This is a genomic window from Pediococcus parvulus (genome assembly GCF_964063155.1).
GTDB classification, from domain to species: domain Bacteria; phylum Bacillota; class Bacilli; order Lactobacillales; family Lactobacillaceae; genus Pediococcus; species Pediococcus parvulus.
Genome location: NZ_OZ061292.1, coordinates 1,326,221 through 1,351,101 on the forward strand (window position 1 = coordinate 1,326,221; position 24,881 = coordinate 1,351,101).

Annotated in this window: 22 protein-coding genes and 1 other annotated feature; of the genes, 4 read left to right on the forward strand and 18 right to left on the reverse strand. The window is 38.2% G+C overall.

The window, feature by feature from the left end; all coding sequences use genetic code 11:
* Window position 1 precedes the first annotated feature (1 nt).
* From infC to ytpR, 12 genes are all read right to left on the reverse strand, one after another.
* Window positions 2-502, reverse strand: a complete 501-nt coding sequence (gene infC, locus AB3217_RS06510) for a translation initiation factor IF-3 (protein ID WP_057783160.1) — start codon at window positions 500-502, stop codon at window positions 2-4.
* A gap of 45 nt (window positions 503-547) precedes the next feature.
* Window positions 548-668: a sequence feature (ribosomal protein L20 leader region), on the reverse strand.
* A 46-nt stretch (window positions 669-714) separates the two neighbouring features.
* Window positions 715-2,688, reverse strand: coding sequence for a threonine--tRNA ligase (gene thrS, locus AB3217_RS06515; RefSeq protein ID WP_057783102.1), 1,974 nt, complete (start codon window positions 2,686-2,688; stop codon window positions 715-717).
* A 332-nt stretch (window positions 2,689-3,020) separates the two neighbouring features.
* Window positions 3,021-3,947 carry a primosomal protein DnaI gene (gene dnaI / locus AB3217_RS06520; RefSeq protein ID WP_057783100.1) on the reverse strand — a complete coding sequence of 309 codons (927 nt, stop codon included), beginning with the start codon at window positions 3,945-3,947 and terminating at the stop codon, window positions 3,021-3,023.
* A gap of 2 nt (window positions 3,948-3,949) precedes the next feature.
* On the reverse strand, window positions 3,950-5,338 hold the full coding sequence (locus tag AB3217_RS06525) for a replication initiation and membrane attachment family protein (RefSeq protein ID WP_068805244.1): 1,389 nt from the start codon (window positions 5,336-5,338) through the stop codon (window positions 3,950-3,952).
* A complete protein-coding gene (gene nrdR, locus AB3217_RS06530; RefSeq protein ID WP_057783096.1) occupies window positions 5,338-5,847 on the reverse strand; it encodes a transcriptional regulator NrdR in 510 nt (169 codons plus the stop codon). Before nrdR ends, AB3217_RS06525 begins: the two co-directional genes overlap by 1 nt.
* A 20-nt stretch (window positions 5,848-5,867) precedes the next feature.
* Window positions 5,868-6,464 carry a dephospho-CoA kinase gene (coaE, locus tag AB3217_RS06535; RefSeq protein ID WP_068805239.1) on the reverse strand — a complete coding sequence of 199 codons (597 nt, stop codon included), beginning with the start codon at window positions 6,462-6,464 and terminating at the stop codon, window positions 5,868-5,870.
* The gene (mutM, locus tag AB3217_RS06540; RefSeq protein ID WP_068805237.1) at window positions 6,464-7,303 is read right to left on the reverse strand and encodes a bifunctional DNA-formamidopyrimidine glycosylase/DNA-(apurinic or apyrimidinic site) lyase; all 840 of its coding nucleotides are present in this window, start codon (window positions 7,301-7,303) and stop codon (window positions 6,464-6,466) included. Before mutM ends, coaE begins: the two co-directional genes overlap by 1 nt.
* Window positions 7,304-7,320: 17 nt before the next feature.
* Window positions 7,321-9,987, reverse strand: a complete 2,667-nt coding sequence (gene polA, locus AB3217_RS06545) for a DNA polymerase I (protein ID WP_068805234.1) — start codon at window positions 9,985-9,987, stop codon at window positions 7,321-7,323.
* Window positions 9,988-10,151: 164 nt separating this feature from the next.
* Window positions 10,152-10,853, reverse strand: a complete 702-nt coding sequence (locus AB3217_RS06550) for a Bax inhibitor-1/YccA family protein (RefSeq protein WP_057783089.1) — start codon at window positions 10,851-10,853, stop codon at window positions 10,152-10,154.
* An 88-nt stretch (window positions 10,854-10,941) separates the two neighbouring features.
* Window positions 10,942-12,273: a UDP-N-acetylmuramate--L-alanine ligase gene (murC, locus tag AB3217_RS06555; RefSeq protein WP_068805231.1), complete on the reverse strand. Its 1,332-nt coding sequence runs from the start codon at window positions 12,271-12,273 to the stop codon at window positions 10,942-10,944.
* Between the two features lie 67 nt (window positions 12,274-12,340).
* A complete protein-coding gene (locus AB3217_RS06560) occupies window positions 12,341-14,287 on the reverse strand; it encodes a DNA translocase FtsK (protein WP_367365835.1) in 1,947 nt (648 codons plus the stop codon).
* Between the two features lie 18 nt (window positions 14,288-14,305).
* Window positions 14,306-14,953: a YtpR family tRNA-binding protein gene (gene ytpR, locus AB3217_RS06565; protein ID WP_057783083.1), complete on the reverse strand. Its 648-nt coding sequence runs from the start codon at window positions 14,951-14,953 to the stop codon at window positions 14,306-14,308.
* Window positions 14,954-15,051: 98 nt separating this feature from the next.
* Between ytpR and AB3217_RS06570 the strand changes: the two genes are divergently transcribed.
* Entirely contained in the window at window positions 15,052-15,375 is a 324-nt protein-coding gene (locus AB3217_RS06570; RefSeq protein WP_057783080.1) for a PepSY domain-containing protein, read from the forward strand.
* Here AB3217_RS06570 and trmB read toward each other — a convergent pair.
* The 3 genes from trmB to AB3217_RS06585 all read right to left on the reverse strand — a co-directional run bounded on the left by trmB (window position 15,372) and on the right by AB3217_RS06585 (window position 18,028).
* Complete coding sequence (gene trmB / locus AB3217_RS06575; RefSeq protein WP_057783078.1) at window positions 15,372-16,010, reverse strand: tRNA (guanosine(46)-N7)-methyltransferase TrmB; 639 nt, start codon at window positions 16,008-16,010, stop codon at window positions 15,372-15,374. The genes AB3217_RS06570 and trmB overlap by 4 nt on opposite strands.
* 67 nt (window positions 16,011-16,077) lie before the next feature.
* A complete protein-coding gene (locus tag AB3217_RS06580; protein WP_068805225.1) occupies window positions 16,078-17,295 on the reverse strand; it encodes an ABC transporter permease in 1,218 nt (405 codons plus the stop codon).
* Window positions 17,288-18,028, reverse strand: a complete 741-nt coding sequence (locus AB3217_RS06585; protein ID WP_068805222.1) for an ABC transporter ATP-binding protein — start codon at window positions 18,026-18,028, stop codon at window positions 17,288-17,290. Before AB3217_RS06585 ends, AB3217_RS06580 begins: the two co-directional genes overlap by 8 nt.
* A 145-nt stretch (window positions 18,029-18,173) precedes the next feature.
* Between AB3217_RS06585 and AB3217_RS06590 the strand changes: the two genes are divergently transcribed.
* The 3 genes from AB3217_RS06590 (at window position 18,174) to AB3217_RS06600 (ending at window position 19,976) form a co-directional block, all read left to right on the forward strand.
* A complete protein-coding gene (locus tag AB3217_RS06590; RefSeq protein ID WP_367365836.1) occupies window positions 18,174-18,617 on the forward strand; it encodes an HIT family protein in 444 nt (147 codons plus the stop codon).
* A gap of 2 nt (window positions 18,618-18,619) precedes the next feature.
* Complete coding sequence (locus AB3217_RS06595; RefSeq protein ID WP_068805219.1) at window positions 18,620-18,973, forward strand: hypothetical protein; 354 nt, start codon at window positions 18,620-18,622, stop codon at window positions 18,971-18,973.
* 121 nt (window positions 18,974-19,094) lie between these two features.
* The gene (locus AB3217_RS06600) at window positions 19,095-19,976 is read left to right on the forward strand and encodes a peptidylprolyl isomerase PrsA (protein ID WP_057783069.1); all 882 of its coding nucleotides are present in this window, start codon (window positions 19,095-19,097) and stop codon (window positions 19,974-19,976) included.
* Window positions 19,977-20,038: 62 nt separating this feature from the next.
* Here AB3217_RS06600 and AB3217_RS06605 read toward each other — a convergent pair whose 3' ends face one another.
* The 3 genes from AB3217_RS06605 to AB3217_RS06615 are packed head-to-tail and all read right to left on the reverse strand — an operon-like array spanning window position 20,039 to window position 24,870.
* Complete coding sequence (locus AB3217_RS06605; RefSeq protein ID WP_057783067.1) at window positions 20,039-20,998, reverse strand: 3'-5' exoribonuclease YhaM family protein; 960 nt, start codon at window positions 20,996-20,998, stop codon at window positions 20,039-20,041.
* A 19-nt stretch (window positions 20,999-21,017) separates the two neighbouring features.
* Window positions 21,018-23,660 carry an AAA family ATPase gene (locus AB3217_RS06610; protein WP_068805214.1) on the reverse strand — a complete coding sequence of 881 codons (2,643 nt, stop codon included), beginning with the start codon at window positions 23,658-23,660 and terminating at the stop codon, window positions 21,018-21,020.
* Window positions 23,641-24,870: an exonuclease SbcCD subunit D gene (locus AB3217_RS06615; RefSeq protein ID WP_367365837.1), complete on the reverse strand. Its 1,230-nt coding sequence runs from the start codon at window positions 24,868-24,870 to the stop codon at window positions 23,641-23,643. Before AB3217_RS06615 ends, AB3217_RS06610 begins: the two co-directional genes overlap by 20 nt.
* Between the last annotated feature and the right edge of the window lie 11 nt (window positions 24,871-24,881).

Genomic DNA, 24,881 nt, shown 5'->3' on the forward strand with positions numbered 1-24,881 from the left:
TTTACTTTTCTGAAATTGGAGCCAGCATCAAAAACATGCTTCGTCCTTCCATTTTAGGATATTGTTCAATCGTTGCAACATCAGATACAGCTTTTGCCATCCGATTCAATACGTCACGACCAATATCCTTATGTGTAATGGCACGGCCCTTGAAACGAATTGATACACGAACTTTATCACCCTTTGCTAAGAACTTTTTAGCGTTCTTAAGCTTAGTATTGAAATCATTCGTATCAATCGTAGGACTCAGACGAACTTCCTTAATGCTAACTGTTTTTTGTCGTTTGCGAGCTTCACGTTGCTTTTTTTGAAGCTCAAAACGGTATTTTCCATAATCCATGATCTTGGCAACTGGCGGTTTAGCTTTTGGGGAAACCAATACCAAATCAAGTTCTGCTTGTTCAGCTAACTCTATAGCCTCTCGTTTCGACTTCACACCCAATTGTGTGCCATCATCACCGATTAATCGTACCTCGCGAGCACGAATACCGTTATTAACCATCATATCAACAGCTATGGCAATTCACCTCCAAATTATTTTAAGAAAAAGGCAGAAAAAAACGAGGTGCATACACACCCCGCCATTAAGACTATTCCTAGTCTATTCATCGTTTTAGCCCAGCAATCTTAATTACTAAGGCGAGAAGCGGGTGCCTCTGCTTAATTTCTCAACTTGTCCAGAATATCAGATTCCAGAGTTTCTGTCAAGAATGCTTACTTAATTAAGCTATCATTCTTGCCACTGTCACCGGTCCGACTATAATTCTGAATTTCAGCCAACAAACTATCGATGAACATATTGTTATTTTCACTTTCAGATTCCTTTTGACCATACTTACGAACACTTACGGTACCAGCTTCAAGCTCTTGGTCACCTACAACTAAAACATAAGGAACTTTTTGTGTTTGAGCTTCACGGATCTTGTAACCCATCTTTTCATTACGGTTGTCAACATCAACTCTGATCTGTTTAGCAGCCATTTTAGCCCGTAGTTTTTCAGCATAATCACCATGGAATTTAGGATTAACTGGAATAATTGTCACTTGTTTAGGCGCCAACCAAGTTGGGAATGCACCCTTGTAAATTTCTGTTAAGTAAGCAGTGAATCGTTCCATTGTTGAAACTAAACCACGGTGAATCATAACTGGACGATGATCTTCACCATCGGCACCAACATAGTGCAAATCAAATCTTTCAGGAAGCATGAAGTCTAATTGAATCGTTGAAAGTGTTTCTTCGTTGCCAAGTGCCGTCTTAGTTTGAACATCCAGCTTTGGACCATAGAACGCAGCTTCACCTTCAGCCTCAACATAATCCAAACCAAGATCATCCATTGCAGCTTTTAACATAGCTTGAGATTTATTCCACATCTCATCATCATCAAAGTACTTCTTAGTGTTCTTAGGATCACGGTAACTTAAACGGAATGTGTAGTCTGTAATATCAAAATCATCGTACACTTCCACCATCAAACTAAGAATCTTTTTAAATTCATCTTGAATTTGATCTGGAGCCACGAAAGTATGACCATCATTCAAAGTCATTTCACGAACTCGTTGTAATCCGGATAAAGCGCCAGATTTTTCGTAACGATGCATCATACCAAGTTCAGCAATTCGAATTGGTAATTCACGATATGAACGAATATGATGTTTGTAAACCTGAATATGTGAAGGACAGTTCATTGGACGTAATTCCAACATTTCACCATCACCCATGTCCATTGGTGGGAACATATCTTCACGATAATGCTCCCAGTGACCTGATGTCTTGTAAGCATCCAAGTTCATCAAAACGGGAGTATAAACGTGTTGATAGCCATTGGCAACCTCCTTGTCAATGATGTAACGTTCGATGGTGCGACGAATTGTGGCACCTTTTGGCATCCAGTAAGGTAATCCGGCACCGACCTTTGGATCAACAAAGAATAGGTCCAAGTTATTACCAATGACACGATGATCACGATCATGAGCTTCTTGTTGGCGTGCTAATTCAGCATCCAAATCTTTTTGCTTCAAGAAAGCTGTTCCGTAGATCCGTTGAAGCATTGGGTTACTTGATTTACCCTCCCAATAAGCACCAGCAACGGATAATAGTTTGAATACTTTTACTTCGCTCGTATTTTCAAGTACCACACCACTGTTCAAAATAACATTGTCATTAATTTTATAAACGCTGACCTTGCCATCTTTTGCTTGAGCATGAACTAATTTAGCACGGTAAGGATCACCATCTACAACCTTAAGTGCTTCTTCTTCAGACAAAAATTCTTGCTCCAATGGCAATTTTGCTTTAATTAATTCAGCCATCTTGTCTTCAATGGCGGGTAAACTATCTACACTAATTTGTTCACTACCATTGTCAGTATCACAATAGAATCCATGTTCAACATTACCTTTGGTACCAAAATGAATATCTGAGTAGATTTCGTGGACTGCAGCTTCCAAGACAACAGCTGCAGTATTCCAAATAACCTGTAATCCTTCTTCAGAATCCTTAGTTACAATTTCAAGTTTAGCATCCCCATCCAATTCTTGGTCTAAAGATACTAACTGATCGTTAACTTTACCGGCAACAGCCTTCTTTGCCAAACTGACACTAATATCTTTTGCAACATCTAATACACTTGAGCCAGCTGCAACAGCACGTTTTGCACCATCAGCTAATGTAATTTCAATATCTGCCATATTCTCTTCTCTTCTTTCTAATTTTTTGTATAAAAAAATCCCGAGTACACAAGTATGCACTCGGGACGTTATTAACGCGGTTCCACCCAAGATTACAGACCAAGGCCTGTATCTCATTGGGTTCGATAACGGGAACAATCCGTCCTGATATTTCCACCAGGCTCAGAAAAGTGGTAGTCATTGGCGCTTCATAGGTGACTTCCAGCTATAGTCACCATTCCCTGAATGAATTCACAATGATCATGTCTTTTCTTTGATTTCAAAACTAATTAAACCACACTCTGAAAAAATGTCAACAACCAAACTCACATTTTTCTTTAATAATTTTAAATTTACGATTGGCGCCGATTGACACCAACCATTGTCACTTCAGTAGCTAAAAACTTAATCCGCTCCATCAGCCGTTTAGCCTTCAGCGGTTCTGATTCACCGCGCTGATTAATCTGCAAATGTTCTTTTTCCAATTGATCCATTGAAAAATTTGAACTGAAAAAAGTAGGTAATTCATTTTGCATACGATATTCCAAAATCACGCCTAAAACTTCATCTCGCACCCAGCTGGACATGGCATCTGCCCCAACATCATCTAACATTAAAATTGGGGCTTCTTTAATTATATTTAGTTTTTCTGCCAAATTATTTTCACCAATGGCGTTCTTCATTTCCACCGCAAAACTCGGAAAATGAACTAAGGTAGACACAAATTCCTGCGAAGCCAATTCGTTGGCAATTGCCCCCAGCAAATAAGTTTTACCAACTCCAAAACTGCCCGATAAATAAAGTGCCTTGTGAAAGTGATGTGGATCAGTCTCATAAGCTTGAACAAAATCTAATGCAGCATTCAATGCGCTTTGCCGATTTTCATCTGGGTAAAAATCTTCAAAGTGAGCTCGTCTAATCATTTTAGGCATATTAACCGATTTGACACGTGAATTGAATTCTCGTTGCTTTTCATCTGCCAAAAGCTGTTTACTAGGCTTATACGAAACTTCAATCATATGATTATTCACAATCAAAACTGGCTGATATCCCGGCATTAGCGTGGGTTCATGGCGGTTAAATTTATCTCTTTCTTGCACATACTCATATAATTTAGAAGCTGATCGTGCCACACTATCAGAGGATAATTCTGCTTTGTGGGCCTCACAGAAAGCTAAAACATCGGCGTCTTCATATACGGAGGACATCAGATTCTGAAACTTAGTATCTAATTTGCGCTTGCTCATAAGTTCTGTTAAGACCTTGCGTACGTTTTCCATATCTACTTATCCTCCTTATGCTGCTTGCGAAGCTCATTTAAACGCTTATTAAGCCGCGCTTGATCATCCTTATTAACCTTAGTAGTAGTTGATGTATTGTCACTTTTGGCCCAGTCAGGAAGCGTTTCTTTAGCCACAACCCTTCTTGATTGAGTAACTTGTTTTCTGGTTGTGGCCTTAGCACTGGCAAAATTCTTAATTTGTAGAATTGCTCCTTCAGGTGTAGTCACATGTGCCCGACTCCAGTTATTGGCCATCGTATCTACCAATTTATTTGGTAATGTGGTAATTTCTCGATCAATAACAATGTATGAGATCAAAATATTGATCACACTAATCGGAAACAGATTACGATCAATTAAGTTTTTCAATAATTGACGTTCACTATACGTGACATAGCCCCCGTGAATCGAGCGTTTCAAATTTTCCAAATAAGTGGCCGGTGCATAGGCTTTTGCGGCCTTGATAAGTTCTTGATCTTCCTTAGTTAAACCGGTGTTATTATTAGCTTTTGCTTTTTCCAATGGCCCTGGAGTATCGACATATTTTTGATTTTGACCCTGATGGGCAGTAAAATTTTTGGCAATCTGTTGTTGCAATTTTTTGGTATTTAATTCAGCCGTTACCAAATCAGTTGCTTGTCCGATTTGACGCGCCATTTCCACTTCATCAAGTCCATACAAAAGATGCTCACTTAAAATTAGTTTCTGCGCCTCATCTACAGAGTCCCACTTGGTAAATCCCTTGCTGAGTAACTCTTTTAATAAACTAAAATCAAAATTTGGATTGCCCAAATTTATTTGTGCTGGCTTACTATCTTGGCCCGCCTTCTTAAATTCAGCTTGTGTTTCACGAATCAAAGAGTTTGGTTCCTTAAGTGCTTGTTCAGAAATATGAAACGCGGTTAAAAAATCGGTTGAAACATTCTTTAAGTCTTTGACATTCGTTTGAATTAACTTAAAGTGATCAGCCAATTCAGAAAAGCGACGTTCTCCCACTGCTTCTAGCAGTAGGCTACTTAATAAATCATCTTTGAAAAAACTATCCGGCAAAACCGGTTTTCCAAGTTGGTATACAAAAAAGTGTCCAAGCGAGTCTTCACCCTCATAGGACTTCAATAAACCAATTCCTTCAAGCTTTTGCCGACTTGTATAGAACTCTGGCAAATCACAGTTCAGAATGTCTAATAATTCCAAATGAGACTTTCTTTCTGAACGCATTCCAACTGGATTCATTTCAGTCCAGAGAGTTAAAAACAGACTAAACGCCTTGGCACCAATAATTGGTTGATATAAATAAGTGAGCACTTTTTGATCAAAATTACTCAAATACGCCTGCTGGGTAACTAAAAAGCCATCCTTAGGACTTAAATTTGCCCATCCCTCATTCATTACGCCTCGCCACCATCATCTTTATCTTTATGCGTGGTTGGTTTCTTCACTTTCTTGTCCTTTGCCATCATATCTTTAAGTTCTTTCATAAACACATTCATATCTTTAAATTGTCGATAAACGCTCGCAAACCGGATATAGGCAATTTCATCTACTTTAGCAAGTATATTCATCACATACTCACCAATGATTTGACTAGAAACTTCATTTTCGCCTAAACCACGAACTTTATTTTCAACCTCATCAACAATTTTCGACATTTCATCCGCACCGACTGGTCGTTTCTCAGCCGCACGAATAAGCCCACGAAGAATCTTCTCTCGATTAAATTCTTCTCGGGTACCATTTTTCTTAATCACCAATAACGGTGAAGCTTCAATTCGTTCAAATGTTGTAAATCTAAATCCGCATGCTTCACATTCTCTTCGACGCCGAATAACTCGTCCATCATCAGTAGGACGGCTATCAACGACACGTGAACCATTATGGTGACAGTGTGGACATCTCATGGGCCTTTTACCTCCACTTACTAACGTAACTTCCTATTGTCAAGCCATTTTAACACTTGACGGTGGGTTTCTTCAATAGACCGACCGTTGTCAATCACAATATCAGCCATTTCAATCTTCTTTTTTTGTGACCATTGACTCAAAACTCTTTGCCGAGCTTCTTTATCTGAAAGACCATCCCGTTGTTTCAACCGCTCCAACTGAACAGCTGACGAACTGGTGACAACCATGATTTGATCAACTAATGATTGGTACCCTTGCTCTAAAAGTAACGGAGCATCTAAAACAATTAGGTTGTCGGAGCCTTTTTTGAGCGTTCGAATTTGAAATTCAATTTCAACTCTGATTGCTGGTTGCATAAGCTCATTTAGTTTTTTCAGAGCTTCAGAATCAGAAAAAACTAGATTTCCAAGTTTCTTTCGATTGAGGACATCGCCTTCAAAAATTTGATTTCCAAAAGTTTGTCGCAATCTTTGTGTTACTGGCTGCCCCGGTGCCACAATCTTGCGCGCAACTATATCTGCATCAATGACCGGGAAACCTAATTCTTTCAAATACTGGCTGACGGTGGATTTACCTGTAGCAATGCTACCAGTCAGACCTAATACAATTGCCATTAGTTATCAACTTCAATCAATTTTTGACAAAACGGACAAAAATGGGTACCACGTTGAGAAACCTTAATTCGTTCAATTAGCGTTCCGCAACGTTCACAAGGTTCCCCAGTACGTTGATAAACATGGAGTTGATTTTGAAAGCTTCCTGCATGACCACTAGCATCCAAATATGAAAAAACGGTTGTTCCCTTTGCTTTAATGGCTAAGTCCAGTTCATCAAAGATTTTTTGCCTAAGAGTCACAATTTTGCCAACCGGTACTGTATTAGTCGGTTGTAAAGGGTGAATTTTGGCCAACCACAAAACCTCATCACAGTAAATATTTCCTAACCCGGCAATCATATTTTGATCAAGTAAAAATGCTTTAATTGCCTTGTGATGCTTTCTCATTGTGGTTGTTAAATAATCAATGCTCAACGTTTCCGGCGTCGGTTCGGGACCAATCGTTTTAAGTCCAGCAACCGAATATTCTTCGCCAGTAGGCACTACCACCATTCGACCAAATTTTCTTGTATCGTTGTACCGTAATTCCGTCCCATCAGTAAACTCAAAAACCACATGATCATGTTTGTTGAGAGGCATTTCATGCGCTTGAACCGAGTATTTCCCCTCCATGCGTAGATGTGAAACCATTGAAATACCTTGGTCAAAATGAAAAATCAAGTATTTTCCACGCCGCTGAATTTCTACAATTGTTTTTCCCGTCAATGCTTTAACAAATTCTTTTTCATTTGGCAGAACCATTTTTGGATAATAAATATCAATTTTGTTTATTTTTTTATCAACTACAAGCGCAGTTAACCCACGTCTCACTGTTTCAACTTCCGGTAATTCAGGCATAGCAATCCTTCTAACTTTTACTTTTTAGCAGTATACCAACTTTTGCCATAAGCACTTTCAACTTTCAGCGGAACATCAAGTTTAATTGCGGAGTCCATCACACTAGGAACTAATTTCTTAATTTCTTCTAACTCATCATTAGGAACATCAAAAATCAATTCATCATGGACCTGTAACAGCATCTTTGTCTTAAGTTTCCGTGCTTCTAACTCTTTTTGCATTCTAATCATGGCAATTTTAATAATATCAGCCGCACTTCCCTGGATGGGGGTGTTCATTGCGGTTCGTTCTGCAAATGAACGTTGATTATGATTGCTGGAATTAATGTCAGGCAAATAACGCCGACGATGTGCAATGGTTTCAACGTAACCTTTTTCTTTTGCACTTTGTACAATCGTTTCAATATAATTTTTGACACCAGGAAATTCTTGAAAATACGTATCAATGAATGTCTTGGCTTGTTTTCGTGAAATACCAATATTTTGTGACAATCCATAGTCACTAATTCCATAAACAATTCCGAAGTTCACCGCTTTGGCCTGGCGCCGAATATTAGGAGTTACTTCTGAAGCATCCTTCAATCCGAAGATTCGGACAGCCGTACTTGCATGAATGTCTTCATCGTTTTGAAACGCCGCTTGGAGATTCTTATCTCCTGTAATATGAGCCAAAACACGGAGTTCAATTTGAGAATAATCAGACGAAAAGATTTGTGAATCTGCCTGGCTAGGTACAAATGCCTGCCGAATCTTGCGTCCTTCTTCTAACCGAATCGGAATGTTTTGTAAATTAGGATCAACTGAAGAAAGCCGTCCTGTCTGCGTCAATGTCTGTAAATAGGTTGTGTGCACCTTTTGATCAGTAGAATGGACAACTTTCAATAACCCCTTCACATAAGTGGATTGAATTTTTGAAATTTGTCGATAAGCTAAAATGTTGTCAATGATCGGAGCTTGTCCACGTAAGCCTTCCAGAACACTCACGGCAGTTGAATAGCCGGTTTTTGTTTTTTTAGAACTTGGTAACCCGAGTTTATCAAATAAAATGGTGCCTAATTGCTTGGTGGACTTAATATTAAACTTTTCGCCAGCTTCATTGTAAATGGTCTGTTCAATTTCACTCAAGCGTTCCGTAAATTCACTTTGCATCTGTTCTAAACGGCCAGTATCAACCTTGATCCCCGCAATTTCCATCTTAGCAAGAACTAAAGCTAATGGTAATTCAATAGTGGTATACAACTCACTTTGTTCATTTTGCTTAAGTTCTGTTTGCAATTGGGGTACTAATTTTTGAATTGCCCGCAATTTAGTTGCCAAATGTTTAAAAAAGACAGTATCATCTTCAGGAATACCCCGTTTGACTCCCGTTCCATATACTTCTTCATCAGTTTGAATGTCTTGGTAGCCATGGCGGTGCGCTAATGCACCCAAATCATTGGAATTATCGTTGGTATCCAAAAGATAGGATTGCAGCAAAATATCATTTTTACCATTTGTAAATAAAATTCCCAAACGATTCAAGCCAACATAAGTCCGTTTGAGATCGAAAACGTTGAGTTGTTTATCGGAATTTGTAAAAATGTCTTTAATCACCGGCTCTGATAACAAGTCAACATTACGCGTAACGTACCATTTTTCATCACACCCAATGCCAAAACCGGCAAATGCTGAAGTATGATAATTCTTATCAGGCAATTCTAAGTAAAACGAAATTTCACCCTGTAACTTGGCCACTTCAGTCAAATTTTCTTTTGTCAATTCAACGTATGATATATCTTGAAGAGTTTGCGAATCCTCAAATCCTTCTGTAGATCGCATTTGTTTTAAAAATGATTGAAAATTCATGCGTTCATAAAAATCAACTAAATTAGCCGTATTCTTCCCAGTATATTTCAAGTCTGCCAAAGTCACTTTAATTGGCGCCTGCCGGTTAATTGTTGCGAGTTTTTTACTGAGAAAAGCATTATCATGATCCTCAATCAAATGCTCCTTAAGTTTGGAAGTTTTCATCTCATCAACATGTTCATAAACACCCTCAACCGAGTCGTATTGTTGAAGCAGTTTTATTGCTGTTTTTTCGCCCACTTTAGTGACACCAGGGTAATTATCCGAAGTGTCGCCAGCAAGGCCCTTCATATCAATAATTTGAGCTGGTTTCAAGCCTAACTTTTCTTGAACATGCTCGGGGGTGTAATGCTCAACTTCACTAACCCCTTTAATTGTAACCGAAACCGTGGTCTTTTCACTTGATAGTTGCGTTAAGTCTCGATCACCAGTGACCACAGTTACTTGATAGCCGGCATCTTCTGCTTGCTTTGAAAGGGTCCCAATAATATCATCAGCTTCATAATTAGCCAACTCATATGTTTTAATGCCATATCCTTTTAACAGTTCACGCAAATAAGGCATCTGTTCAGAAAGCTCTGGTGGTGTCTTTGACCGACCACCCTTGTAATTGTCATACATTTCAGTTCTAAAGGTTGTTTTGCCTGCATCGAATGCAACCAACGCATCGGTTGGCTGGACAATTTCTAAAATATGATCCAACATTTTATTGAATCCATAAATCGCATTAGTATGGAGCCCATCCTGATTTGTGAACTTGCTTAAAGCATTATGGAGCGCAAAAAACGCACGAAAGGCCACACTGTTTCCATCAATCAAAAGTAATTTTTTATTGGCCATTTTATTCTCCTTTTATATTCATAGCTTTATTTTAACAAATTCCAGACACTTATTGTTACGAATCGTTTCTTTAATTTAGATTGATTCCAGCCGTTTTAAAAATTTTCTAAAAAAAACAACCAACCTGTAATAACTCACAAGTTAGTTGCTTTTTCTAAAAACTGTTAATCACGACTACCAAATCCACCAAAGATTTGTAATAAGAATTGGAATAGGTTCAAAAAGTCTACATAAAGCTGCAAGGCACCTTGAGTAGCTAATCCATTCATGGAAACCCGATCCCCATATTGTAAATAAATAGCCTTCATTTTGTTAGTGTCCGTCATTGATAGCCCGGCAAAGATGATCACGCCAATAAACGAAAAAAGATAATCAATCACTGCACTTCGTAAGAAGATGTTTATAATCATCACGACAAACAACGCAATAAATGCGGCAAACAATTGATTGCCAATTCGTGTCATGTCTTTGTGTGTAGTTGCGCCAATTACCGACATGGAAACAAAAGTAATTGCGGCCGCAATAAACGCCGAAGCAATGGTGGGTAAATTAAAGGTTAAAAAGATAACCGAAAATTCTAACCCAAAGAATAAAGCAAACAACGTTAACATCAAAAAGCCAGTCTTAGCATTTTGAAGAGCTTTTCTACTTGCCGTGCCACTGAAAACCAATAGCCCAATTAAGACGATTATGAAAATAAACGGATGTCCTGAAAGGATTGGCATCATCTGTGCTCTAAACACAACGCCACTCAGATAGGCAATAAGTGCTGAAAGCGCAACGGCATATCCCATAAATCCATACATTCTTGTCATAAAGGTACTGAGACCTACTTCAGTGTTAACAAGATTTCGTGGTTCTTGCATACCAAACTCCCTCTTTCTTTCATTTTGAATACATTCTATCAGATTAAAAATTTCAATCAAGGAAAAAGGTCAGAATTAGTCAAATTATTTAATTATTTTTAAAACTTAAATTGCTAAGGAGTTCCTCATAAGCCTTTTCATAGCGTTGTACATCCCCAGCACCCATGAATACAACTACCGCATCATGATAATCTAAAAGTGGCGACATATTATCGACCTTTAGAATCTCGCCGCCTTTATTAATTTTGGCACCCAAATCTGCTGATGAGACTTTACCATTCTTTTCACGAACGGAACTAAAGATGTCGGTCAAATAAACTTTGTCAGCTAAATTCAAGCTTTTGGCAAAATCGTCCAACAAAGCAATTGTCCGACTAAAAGTATGTGGCTGGAAAACGGCGATAATTTCTTTTTCAGGATATTTTTGTCGGGCAGCATCAAGTGTTGCTTTAATTTCCGATGGATGATGGGCATAATCGTCAATAATTGTCATATCAGCCACTTTTTTCTCAGAGAAGCGCCGTTTAACACCCTTAAAATCTAGTAATTCATCTTTAATTTCGTTTAAATCCACTTTTTCAAAGTAAGCCACTGCAATGACAGCTAAACTGTTTAACACGTTATGTTCGCCATATAAATGAATTTGATAATGACCTAAAAATTCATCTTCATGATAAACGTCAAACTCAGAACCCAGCGTTGTCCGTTTAATATCACGAGCTTGGAAATCATCATTCTTGCCAGTCCCGTAATAATAAATTGGGACATCAGCCTTTAAGCGACGTAAATTGACATCGTCACCCCATGCAAAAATTCCTTTTTTGACTTGTTGAGAAACGTCTTGGAAAGCATGATAAACATCTTCAATACCGGTATAGTAATCTGGATGATCAAAATCAATGTTGGTCATGATCATATAATCTGGATGGTAGGCCATAAAGTGCCGCCGATACTCGTCAGCTTCAAAAACAAAGAAGCGGGCATTCGGAGTTCCCTTACCAGTTCCATCCCCAATCAAGTAACTGGTTGGGGCCACACCGCTTAGCACATGAGAAAGTAAGCCTGTCGTACTTGTTTTGCCATGCGCACCAGCAACACCGATACTGGTATATCCAGACAGCATTTTTCCTAAGAAGTCATGATATCGAGTGACGGACAATCCCATTGCTCTTGCTTTTTTAATCTCAGGATGATCATCTGTAAATGCATTACCTGCAATGACCGTCAATCCTTCTTTAATATTAGCTTCATCAAAAGGAAGAACCTCAATGCCGGCCTGCTCTAATCCGCGCTGTGTAAAAGTATATTTTTCGATGTCAGACCCTTTTACTGTATACCCTTCATCATGAAGAATTAACGCTAGCGAGCTCATTCCCGAACCTTTAATACCTATAAAGTAATATGTCGTCTTGTTATCCAATTTTTCTCTTCCTCTTTATCAGTTTTGTTAACAGTTTACCACAATAAAAACCCGTTTTTTATCGAAATCAGGGCTGTTCATCATGAATCTTTTTCAAATCTGTTTGAGTAAAATAAACTTCACGTGGTTTTGACCCGCGAGCTTCCGAAACGTAATTCTGACTTTCAAGTTGGTCAATAATGGTTGCCGCGTGATTATAACCAATCGAAAAGACCCGCTGCAACTTGGATGTGGAGATGGTATCCTCATCAGCCAGATACTCTAAAACGTCTGGTAGTAACTCACCTTGTTCATCAATTTGTTCAACCTGCTTTTTCAATAAATCTGGATCGAATTCATAATGGGGTTGCGATTCAGAACGAATAAACTCAGTAATTTCATCAATTTCGCCATCGACATAAGATCCCTGCAGCCGAATCGGCGTACTTGCCCCATTACCCAGAAATAACATATCTCCACGGCCCAACAACCGTTCTGCCCCACTATGATCCAAAATTGTGCGCGAATCAATTTGGCTAGAAACCATGAATGCCACTCGCGTTGGGATATTATTCTTAATCAACCCGGTGACCACGTCCACACTAGGTCGTTGCGTCGCGATGATTAAATGAATTCCTGCTGCTCTAGCCTTTTGGGTAATCCGGACAATATAATCTTGAACTTCAGAGGAAGCGACCATCATCAAATCAGCTAATTCATCAATGACAACTACGATGTAAGGCAAATAATCTGCAGCATGACCTGATGTTTCAGCTTTCTTATTGAATTGTTCAATATTACGCACTCCAGCGGCTGCTAACTTTTCATAGCGCTCATCCATTTCGTTGGTGACCCATTTTAAAGCTGCTGACGCCGACTTAGGATCCGAAATGACAGGAGCAAGCAAATGCGGCAATTCATTATATGGTGCCAATTCAACTGTTTTGGGATCAATCAAGAGTAACCGTACTTGCCGTGGCGTCGCCTTATAAAGAATTGAAATCAATAAACTGTTGATAAACACACTTTTACCTGAACCAGTTGCCCCCGCAATTAAGCCGTGCGGCATTTTTCTCAAGTCATAAACGCGTGGTTGACCAAACAAGTCCACCCCTAAGGCAATTGTTAACGGTGACTGACTTTCCTTAAAGGCAGCTGAGTTTAATACTTCTGACAACATAACTGGTCGCGATTTAAAATTTGGCACCTCAATACCAACGGTACTTTTACCTGGTATTGGGGCCTCAATTCGGATGTCTTTAGCTGCTAACTGTAATTTCAAATCGTCCGTTAGGTTGGTAATCTTATTAACTTTTACTCCCCGTCCCAGTTCAATCTGAAACTGGGTGACAGTTGGCCCGACCGTCCAATCCACAACCTTTGCATCTACCCCAAAAGCGTTTAAAGCGCTGTCCAAACTTTGCACCTGATCCTTTAACCACTCTGATTGGGAGTCCGCATCCAGTTTAACAGGAGGTTTCAACAAGTCAACTGACGGAAATTGATATCCCATCGCCGTTGAATTTTCTGAAGATCCAAGTGCTGTGGTTGTCGGCTTTTGTGGTGTCATCTGACGTGATTCAAACTGACGCTCACTGGAAAATGCCGGGTCTGCTTCATTATCAATTTGTGAATGCGCCATCTGGACTGGTGCCACACTTGAACTCATGGACATCTTAATTTCCGCCGATGAACCGTGATCTTCACTTATCGAAGGTTCTTCACTAGCTGGCGAATAATTCGTCTCAGGGGCCGAATCAGGTTGAACCGTTGGTGCTGCCTTCACAGCTTCACTTTGATCTTCCGATCGATCATTTGCCATTGCCGCAGAACGCAAAATTGTGCGTTTATCTATGGCTTTTGGCTGCTCTAAATTAACCGCCGATCTAGCATCCTGATTATTTAAAAAGGGAATATTCGTTTTTGAATGCTTTTCAATTAATGGTTTCCGTCGTTTTCCGTGTTTCTTATTCACTTGTTTATTTAGCGAATCCTGATCTTTTCGAAAAAAAGCAGGACCATCATAATGCCTCATAATTTCGTTCACCCAACTTTATTTAGTCTTAAACAACTTGGCACCCTGTGAAAAATCAAACGGCGCCCCAACTTTAAATTCACCATTATCGGGTAAAATTAATGCGCCCTTCTTTTGAGGAGCGTTTGGCAGATGTAATTCTCTACCAGAACAAATCATGCCAAAACTATCAACCCCACGGAGACTACCAGGCCAAATAATTAATCCGTCCGGCATCATTGCCCCCACTTTAGCTACGACAACTTTAATTTGGGATTTCATATTAGGAGACCCACTTACGATCTGAACCTTTTCATCATGGTCAACAAGAGTTTGGGTAACCAGCAAGTGATCTGAATCTGGATGTGGCTCAGCCGTTTCAACAAACCCAACTATAAATTTGCTTTTAGTATCTGCTTTTAACTCTGGATCAAAACCAACTGACTTTAAATACGCATTTAATTTTTCAACTTGTGCAACTGTTAGAAAAACTTGACCCCGGGTCTTTAAATTACCTAATAGCTCAGAGATTGCTTTAAAATTAAAACCTAAAGTGTTATTGGTTTTGGGATCATAAATCCGGGTGACATTTTCTTTTGTGGCAACCGATTGCGTTTCTGTATCTGGATTTAAAATGCAAACTAAGACGTCGCCTAACTCTGTGGGATTATAACTACTGATTAACATAGCGTTTCCTTTCTGTTTTAACTCATTCTGATATATTATTTTAAACGATCTTGGTATACTATAACTATAAATAGGAACTAAAAGAGGAGTGACTCACAATGTCCAAAAAAGAAACCGTCATTACACAAGTTGCAATCGGCTCAATTGGTTTAACAACTGGCGCCTTGGCAAGCTGGTTTTTATTTCATAAAAAACGGGTTTCCGCCAACGCTATTTTGGAAACTGTTCGCAAGGCTTTCTTAAAAGAAGGTCCGATTGAAGGTTCCTGGATAGAAATGAAACAAGCACCCTTGCAAAAATTTGCAATCAAAACAAACGTCTATTATGGCGGGATTACTCGCTATGAAGACGGGGACCTAATTCAATACGAGTTTTTAGCAGACGCAAAAACAGGCACAATTATTGATATTTATCGTCTCTAAAAATGACTTTTTAGTTTGTAAATGCGCTGTCCTTTTTCACTAAATTTGTGTTCATACTCGGTTTCAACGTTCTCCAGTGCTTCATCACTATGATGCAAATCTAAATAAACACCGTCAAATACCAGGCCAAAATTATTCATACTTAAAAGGGAGTATTCGAATAAGCCCTGATTATCAGTTTTTAACTCAATAGCTCCATGTTCCACCAAAATTGTGCGATAAACTTGCAAGAAGGTTTTGTAAGTCAGTCGTCTTTTTTCGTGCCTTGTTTTTGGCCAAGGATCAGAAAAATTCAAATAAATACGGTCAATTTCACCATCCTCAAAATATTCATTCAAATCGGCCCCATCAGCTAAAACCAATTGTAGGTTTGGTAAGCCATTGGCCAAGGCTTTTTTCAAGGCAATTGCTGCCACTGAACGTTGAATTTCAATACCAATAAAATTAATTTCCGGATATTTTAAAGCCATTTCGACAATAAAATGGCCCTTCCCCATGCCGATTTCAATCCGAATTGGTTGTGGCTTTTTAAATCGAGCCTGCCAATTTCCCTTAAATTCAATAGGATTGGTACTTATCACTTCAGGGTGAGCCGCAATCAGTGGTTCAGCCCATGGTTTATTTCTAACTCTCATTATTTTTCCTCAAGTTTCTCTTCAAAATTCCGTCATCAATTAATTCTATAGATTGTCCCCACACGCGTCAAGAATTCATTTTCTTAATTCGACTAGGAAAATAAAGCTTAACTAAGAGCCAAACTTCAATTACTCCTAGTACAAAACTCAAGCCGGCTTGCACTATAGAAGTATTTGCGATGCCGACAACCAACGCAAATAAAATAACTGTCCCCATCAGCAAACGACTGACTAACCAATTAAAACCTGCATTTTTGATTGCATTCTTAATGGGATATAAATGTGTGAAGACATTTTCATTATAATTGACTAACAAAGGTAACAATTGAAAACTGATTAAATAGATAAACAGGATTTGCAAAAACAGCGACAAATACATATTTGGCACAAAAATCAATAGCACCATTCCCAAAATAGTCAAACGAAAATATAAGCCACTATAAATCGTACTCCGCATGAGTGCGCGGGAAAACAAATAAACATATGGATTTTTTGAATGACGATCGACCATAGTGAGCAGCCGGTCTAAATATTTACGCCGATGAACCGTTCCGTGGACATTCGGTACATCTGTAAACAAGTTAAAGAAACGATAAATCCTTAACATTCGCTGCTCTTCAACGTTAACGGCTAAATTCCAGCTTAACGATCTTTGTTGCCACTGACTGTTTTCTCTAAGTACTTCAATCAGGCTCTGTACAATTGACAAACCAATAGCAATCCAAACGTTCAAATAAATGCCCATGATCATCCATAATATGGGTAAAATCCAGTCCATTACTAGGCGTTGCCACCACAAAAAAACTTGATTTTGATATAACTGATTTAATGCCATAGAAAGTTGACCAAATTTTAGAATAACCACGGTAATCCCAAAGCCCAAAATTTGCCAGCCGGAAAGATGAAACGCAATAGCCATAAATGGAAATAAAACTGCTATTCCAACAATTTCAACACAGGCACTAAAAATTGCACTATGCACACGGGCTTGTTTTAGGTAAGCATGCATGTCATGTTCTCTAGGAAGCAAAAAAACCGGGTCAGCTTTTTTTAATAAGGTCGCTAAATTGCCTATTTGCAGAATTACCACTAAACATAAAATGGTAACCGGTCCTGCCCACCAACTTGTTGTTTTAAAACCTTTCAAGAAATTGGAATATCCATATCCAAGACCACCTACCAAAAACATCAAAGCAATCACAAAATGATCATTTAAAACGTATCGTAAATATTTCAGCATCTCCAGAAAGTGAGCACGTTGTCTTTTCTTCCAAAGATCAGTCATGTGATTCACCCTCTCTTGCCAATCCAAGATAGATATCTGTCAAAGATTGTCCTAAAGTTGGATTCTGTTTTCTTAAGGAAGCCAAATCACCTTGAGTTTGAATTTTACCGCTATGAAGCAAGATAAATCGATCACAGTATTTCTCTGCCGTATCCAAAACATGGGTGGACATCAACACAGCTGCACCATGCGATTTTCTATCATTAATTAATTTCAATAAATCATCGGTTGCTAATGGATCAAGTCCTAAAAAAGGCTCGTCAATAATGTAGAGTTTGGCATCTGTCAAAAATGCACAAACAATCATCACTTTTTGTTTCATTCCTTTGGAAAAATTATCAGGAAACCAATCCAATTTGTTAGCAAGCCGGAATGTCTTAAGCAATTCGGTTGCCCGTTGCCAAGCTCGAGCTGCATCTAAACGATATGCCATAATCGTAAGGTTGATATGTTCTTTTAAAGTCAATTCTGGGTATAAAACGGGTAATTCGGGAATATAAGCAATTTGTTTTTTATAGGCATCACTATCTTGATAAACTGTTTTCCCATCAATCGTGATTCTACCCTTCTGTGGCGTCAACAACCCAATGATGTGATTTATAGTTGTTGATTTTCCGGCTCCATTTAACCCGATCAATCCAACTAGTTCACCCTCGTGGACCTCAAAATTAATGTCTTTTAAAACAGGGATTTGTGAATATCCGCCGACTAAATGCTCAATTTTTAAAACCATTCTAGTTTCTTCCTCTTTCAATACTTGATTTGATTCGATTATATCATGATCTTCCCGTTTTCACAGGTTTCATGAGCAATGTTCTTTTGGGCTTACCTCTAAATATTGGTATAATGAAATCAATTAAGAAAAAGAGGTAATCAATATGGCTAACAAACGTGATGCATCTTGTATTTTTTGTGAAATTATTGATGGTGAAATTCCTAGTTATACAATCTACGAAGACGAAAACATTAAGGCCTTTCTAGACATTTCTCAAGCAACTCCAGGTCATACACTCATTGTCCCCAAAACTCACGTAAAGGACATTTTCGAATACGATCCCGAGTTAGCTTCTAAAACTTTTGCTAAGATTCCTTTAATTGCACAAGCTATTAAGGCTAGTAACCCCAACATCATTGGTATGAACATTGTTAACAATAATGGGTCAATCGCCTACCAATCAGTTTTTCACTCTCATTTTCATCTTATTCCTCGTTACTCTGAAAATGATGATTTCAAAATGATCTTCGGTGACAACACAGATTCCTACTCGAAAGAACAACTTGTTGCTATTCAAACAAAAATAAAATCTGAACTGGAGGCTTAAAAATGGCCAAAAAAAAGAACCACCGTTTACTCAAGCTCACCGTTTTGTCCCTGCTAGGATATCGTGGTGGTAAATATGTTCTGTCCCACCCCGATTTTTTAACTAGTATTAAGCAAAGTTTTACAGAAACCATTGAAAGTATCCATCATTTCGGCCAAGCAGTCACCAAATTAAAGGACAGCACTCAAAAATTACAGCAAGCTGTTGCCGACAGTCAACCCACTTTAAATGCCATTCAAAAAGATGTTGACCACTTTCAATATAAATTACAGCCCCGATTAGAAAGAATTGAAAAGCTGACTCAAGATATTAATAAACAACTAGATTCTATTGGTTCTGATAAACCAACAAAATAATGATTCATGAATATAGTTTGAATTTTTATTAAAGATTCATGTAGGCTTATAAAACAAACGGTTTGTATGTTATGATGGGAATTGAAGTTTTTCAAACAATTTAGTTAGGATGTGTTTATGGATGAAGAAATGGTTAATTGCATTAGCCAGCGTTTTTATGGCAGTGAGTTTAGCTGCATGTAGTAAAACAGTTGCAACAACAAAGGGTGGTAAGATCACCGAAAGTGCTTATTATAGTAGCTTGAAGTCAACTTCAAGTGGTAAACAAGTGCTTCAACAAATGATCTTGAATAAAGTTCTCGAAAAGGACTATGGTAGCAAAGTTTCTAAGAAAACTGTTACTAAGCAATACAATGCTTATAAGACAGAATACGGTACCTCATTCAAGAGTGTTTTGACACAAAACGGAATGACAGCTTCAAGTTTTAGACAAGAAATTCGTTCTAATTTACTTTTGAAGGAAGCCGTAAAAGATAATGCTACAATCACTAATGCTGATCTTAAGAAAGAATGGAAGACCTATGAACCAAAAGTTACGGTCGCACAAATTCTTGTTTCAAAGAAATCAACTGCAGAAACAGTTATCAAAAAGCTTAAAAAGGGCGAAAGCTTTACTAAGCTAGCCAAACAATATTCTACCGACAGTTCTACTAAGAACAAAGGCGGAAAACTTTCAGCATTTGACGATACTAATACTTCTTTAGATTCCAGCTTTACTAAAGCTGCATTTGCTCTTAAAGAAGGCGAATACACCACTACTCCTGTTAAGACAACTTATGGTTACCAAGTAATCAAGATGCTCGACTATCCTTCTAAAGGTAAGATGAGTGATCATACTAAGGCACTTAAAGAACGTATCTGGACTGCTGATATGAGCAGTAGCTCTAAGTTAAAAGCTGTTGTTGCTAAGGTTCTCAAAAAGGGTAATGTTTCAATCAAAGATAGCGATTTGAAGAATGTACTTTCAGATTATCTATCAAGTTCAAGTTCTTCATCTAAATAAGTTCCAAAGTAAAAAGATCAACCAACTTCAAGTTTTGAAGTTTGGTTGATCTTTTTTTGCGCTTATTCTGATTGATGGCCAATTCGTTTATAGAAGTTACGTCCGTCCATTCCAAAAATACGTTCTGAGAAAGTGCCGTCTTTAGTATGGCTAAGTGCCCCGGTGACCATCTGAATGGACGCATCCAAATCATCTAACGCATGTAAGACAACCGCTTCTAATAATAAGGGTTCAATTGGTGAGCCATATTCTTTCAACCCATGATGCGAAACGATCATGTGCCGTAACAGTAAGATGTCCTCACTACTATCACTAATTTTCAGTTCTTGGCAGGCTTTGACAATTTCGCCGTCCATGATAACAATATGACCTAACAGATTTCCCTCAACGGTATAGGTTGTGGAAACTGGCCCTGATAATTCAATTGTTTTACCTAAATCATGTAAAATGGCTCCGGCGTATAATAACGACCGATCCACTTGAGGATATTGATCACTGACACTTTTGGCAAGTCGCAAAATAGATATTGTATGAAATGCTAGTCCACCCTGAAAGGCATGGTGATTTGTTTTTGCGGCCGGATACGTATAAAATTGTTCATCATACTTCTGGAGTAAAAAGCGGACGACTCTATTCCAATTTGGGTTAGTGATGTCAAAGAGAAGTTTGCTGACCTCTTCTTTCATATCAGCAACCGTCATTGGTGCTTTTTTTGTATACAAACTGGGGTTACTAGGTTCTGTTTCTGTTGCCAGTCTCATACCCAAAATCTTAATTTGCGGTGTTCCCTTGTAGTTTTCTCGTTTACCATTTAAAAAAATAACTTTTCCAGCTTCAAAGTTCTTAATATCTTGGGAACTAGCATCCCAAAATTTACCACCAATATCGCCGGATCGGTCTTCAAAAACCATTGCGAGAAAATCTTTACCATTTTTGGCCACACGTACCTCAGCACTCTTAATCAAAACAAAAATGTTTAAGGTATCATCAACTGCAAAGTCAAAAAGTTTTTTACTATCCATTATTAACCGCTCCTTATGCTTATTTAAGCCGAATTACTTGAGCCTTTGTATCTAAATCATCAATTTGATCATCAGCTGTAAAATAAATAACTTGATGTTCTTCACTAATCTGATTAAGTAGCGCCATCACATTTTGCTTCCGGTTTGAGTCAAAGTTGACAAAACCATCATCGATAATAATTGGCAAACTGACTAAATCAGCCATCACTTTTACAAACGCCAACCGAATTGAAACATACAACTGTTCGGCGGTTCCTTGAGAAAGTTCCCCCACTTCGGAGCTTTGGTGATCGGAATCAAATACAACAATTGTCTCGTCATCGAAACTAATCTTATTGTACCGTTTATTGGTTAACAAAGAAAAATATTGTTCAGCATAGTTCATAATCTTTGGTAATCGGCCTTGACTAGCTACTGATAAAGTTTCATCAATCCATTGAGCTGCTAATTTTTCGGTCAACCAATCACGTGTTTGGGCCAAGATCTCAGCCTCTAAGTTAGCCTGTTGTTGTTGCAAATTAGCGTAGGTTTCATCATTTGCTAATTGTTGCATTTGTGTGTTCAAAACTGTCTTTTGTTCAACTAATTTTTCCTGTTCATCACGCAACTGGGTCAAATTATTTTCTTGCCTGTGCAATTGGGATTGAATTTCTTCCTGATCAGAAAAGTGTTGCAAGTCTGTTAAAGTACTTTCCCCTAATTGCTGTTTAAGCTGGGCAACTTGTCCTATCATAGCCTCTTGATCAAACTGGGCTTTCTTAGCAGTCTCAAAACTTTCCCAATTTTTCAAAGAAAGTTTCTGGAGATATTCTGATTCAGCTTGCTTAGCTTTTTTACTTTCCAGTTCAACTTGATTAAAACGATCCTGATAATATTTTAGATCTTGTTTATTTTGGTGAGTAATCTTTTGTTCTTGTTCAATTTTTTTGAAATAGTCTGCTAGGTTCTTTAATTGCTGATTAATTGATCCTGTTAAAACTACCCAATCGGCCAATATTTTCGTTCTTTCATTAAACACCGCAATGATTTCTTGATTGTTATGTTGCTGACTTTGATTAGCTCGCTGATCTTCAGATAATCTCTCAAATCGTTTTAAATCATTTTGCATTGCCAACCAGGTTTGTGGATCAGTCTGCGAGATCCCTTTAGCCACACCAAATTTTTGAATCCGCTCGTTCACGTCCTTGCTTTGCTCTGTGATTTCTTGTAGCTGTTTTTGCAAACTTGTCACTTGAGTTTGTAAATCGTCTTCAGCATGATCTGTCTTGTTCTCATTTGGATTGATCAACCATCCACCTAGAATGATGAGTAATCCTAACACTAATAAACCTATTTTGACACCCATTGACAAACTAAGTGCCCAAGGCAAAATGATAATTATAAAACCAATTACTGAAAAGCTCATTTTTAGCTTGTCTTTTGAGTTATTTGAGTTAGGATTGGACGTTTTAAGCAGCTTGTCTTGTAATTCAACAACTTGGTTTTGCAGATTTTGCTTTTCGCGAGTTCGCTCACTTTTTTGCTTTAAATCACGTTGAAGCTGATCAAACTCCTCTTCACTAAAAGGCTCCGGAACTGTTTCTTGAATCCCCAGTTGACGCCGAATTTGATTTTGTTCCGCATCAATTTCAACCTGCTTTTTTCCCAACTGCTCATCTTGAATCACAACATTTTCAATCTTATTTAAATCCTGACGAATGTTCTCAAATTCTTGTTCATGGCTACTATAAAATAAGATTCGCGGATTTTGTTGTTCCTTTTGTTTTAGGTCGGAAATTTTTTCTTGCAGAGTTTGAAGTGTTTGTGCTGCTTCACTAATCTGCTGGTGATTATGTTCAACAGCCTGCATTAAATCGGAAGATATTTCCACAAAATGGCTGTTTAGTTTAGGCGCAAGCTCAAGATATTTTTGATAAGCATCCCAGCCAGACAAATCATGTTTTAGCTTATCTAGTTGGGCTTTGCTAGTTTCAATTTTTACCTGCAATTGCGACAACTTAGTTTGGTTCAAATTCATATCAGTCGCGTATTGTTTATACAATTCAGTTTCATTTGCCGCTTTTTGAACCGACTGACTAAGTGAATCATATTCTTTGAGTAACTTATTTAATGGCCGCACTCGTCCTTTAGGAGCATAAATTTTATCGGCACTCTTTTCAAAGGAACTCTGGAGGCCAATCCATTCATCGCTGCCAACTGCCCCAATTTTTAAAACTCGTTTACGAAATTCATCCCGATCTAATTGGCGCACCTCGGCTAATTCGCTTTGACTAAAACTAAACATCTCATTGAAAAGTGTTTCATCAACCGAACCCAACAAATTGCTCAACTCATCATTTGCCAAAACTTCTTGTGTTGCCACATTTGTTATGGTTAGCTTGCCGCCACTTTTTCCCTTTACACGGGTCAACAAGTACTGCTCATCATGGTTCTCAATTAATAGCTCACCGCCGTATTTGGACCCATTTTTGGGTTCATACCTCAAATAACGGTCAGCTCCTCTTTTGGTGCGAAAGCCAAACAAAACACTTAAAATAAACTGGCGTAAGGTAGATTTTCCGGCCTCGTTGGGACCTGAAAACACAGTTAAGCCATTCGTTAAATCAAACTGTTGGTCTTGCCATTTGCCAAACCCATAAACATTAATCTTTAGTATCTTCATCGTTTTGCTCCTCACGACCACCATTTTCAAGTAGTAAAGTTTCCGCTAAATCCTGGAGTTGTGTATCTTGAGACTTTTCATTTAGGGCTTCAGTAATAAATGAATAATTCAGTAATTTCCCCGCAATTTGAGTCACGTTTTCTTCAGTAAAAATCTTTTTGCGACTTTGCTCCCAAAACCCACTATCCAAAGCACTCAAATTGAATAGTTCTTGAGTTGGTACTGGTGTAATTTCATAAACCCAAGATTGGCTGTTTTTAAGAAGCTTTTGCTGAACAACTTCTAATAAACTACCATCTTTAATTCTTGTTAAAACCGCTCCAGATAAGGCTTGGACATTTTTTATTTTGACATCAATAAAATTAGGTTGTTTATCAAGCAGAATTTCGATGTGATGTAAAATTGTTTTCACAATCTCATCAAACGTGTCGGCCGCCGTCACCTCAATCGTGAGTGTTTGCCAATTAATCACTGAGGCTTCCTTAAATTTCGGAATGAGTTTTTTCCCCTTACTTGAAACCAAATAAAAGCCCTTCGTTCCTGGTTCATTTTTATGCCGTCCTTGTAAATTACCAGAATAAATAATGGCCGGATCTTCATTTAGAACCTGACGTTTGTGAATATGGCCAAGCGCCCAATAATCATAGTGTAAGTTTAATAATTCGGTTTTGGAAAAGGGAGCGTAGTTCGCTTCTGGTGCATTTAAAGAATCCAAACTACCGTGAACCGTACCAATTTCGAAATCAGCTTGATCACGTGCTGGAAATTCGGCCACAATATCTTCTTTCACAGCCTGTTTATCATAGCTAAAGCCAATGATAGAAACGGTCGTCCCATCCTTTAGCGTCAACTGCTCTTTTTGAGGATTACTTGAAAAGACATGCACATTTTTCGGATAATTAATAATTTCCGTATTGTCATTTAAATAATCATGATTACCATAACTCAAATAGACCGGAATTTGTTTTTGATTTAAGCGTTCGAATTGTTCGTTAACAAACAAATCCGCCCTAATGCTGTGTTGAACTTGGTCAAATAAGTCTCCTACAATTAAGACAAAATCCACATTTTCCTTAATGGCCGTCGTGACTAAATTAGAAAACGCCCGATACGTAGAATCATGAATAAGCTGCCACACTTGATCTGGTGCTTTTCGTAATCCTTTAAACGGACTATCCAAATGAATATCTGCTGAATGAATAAATTTCATAGTTTAACTCC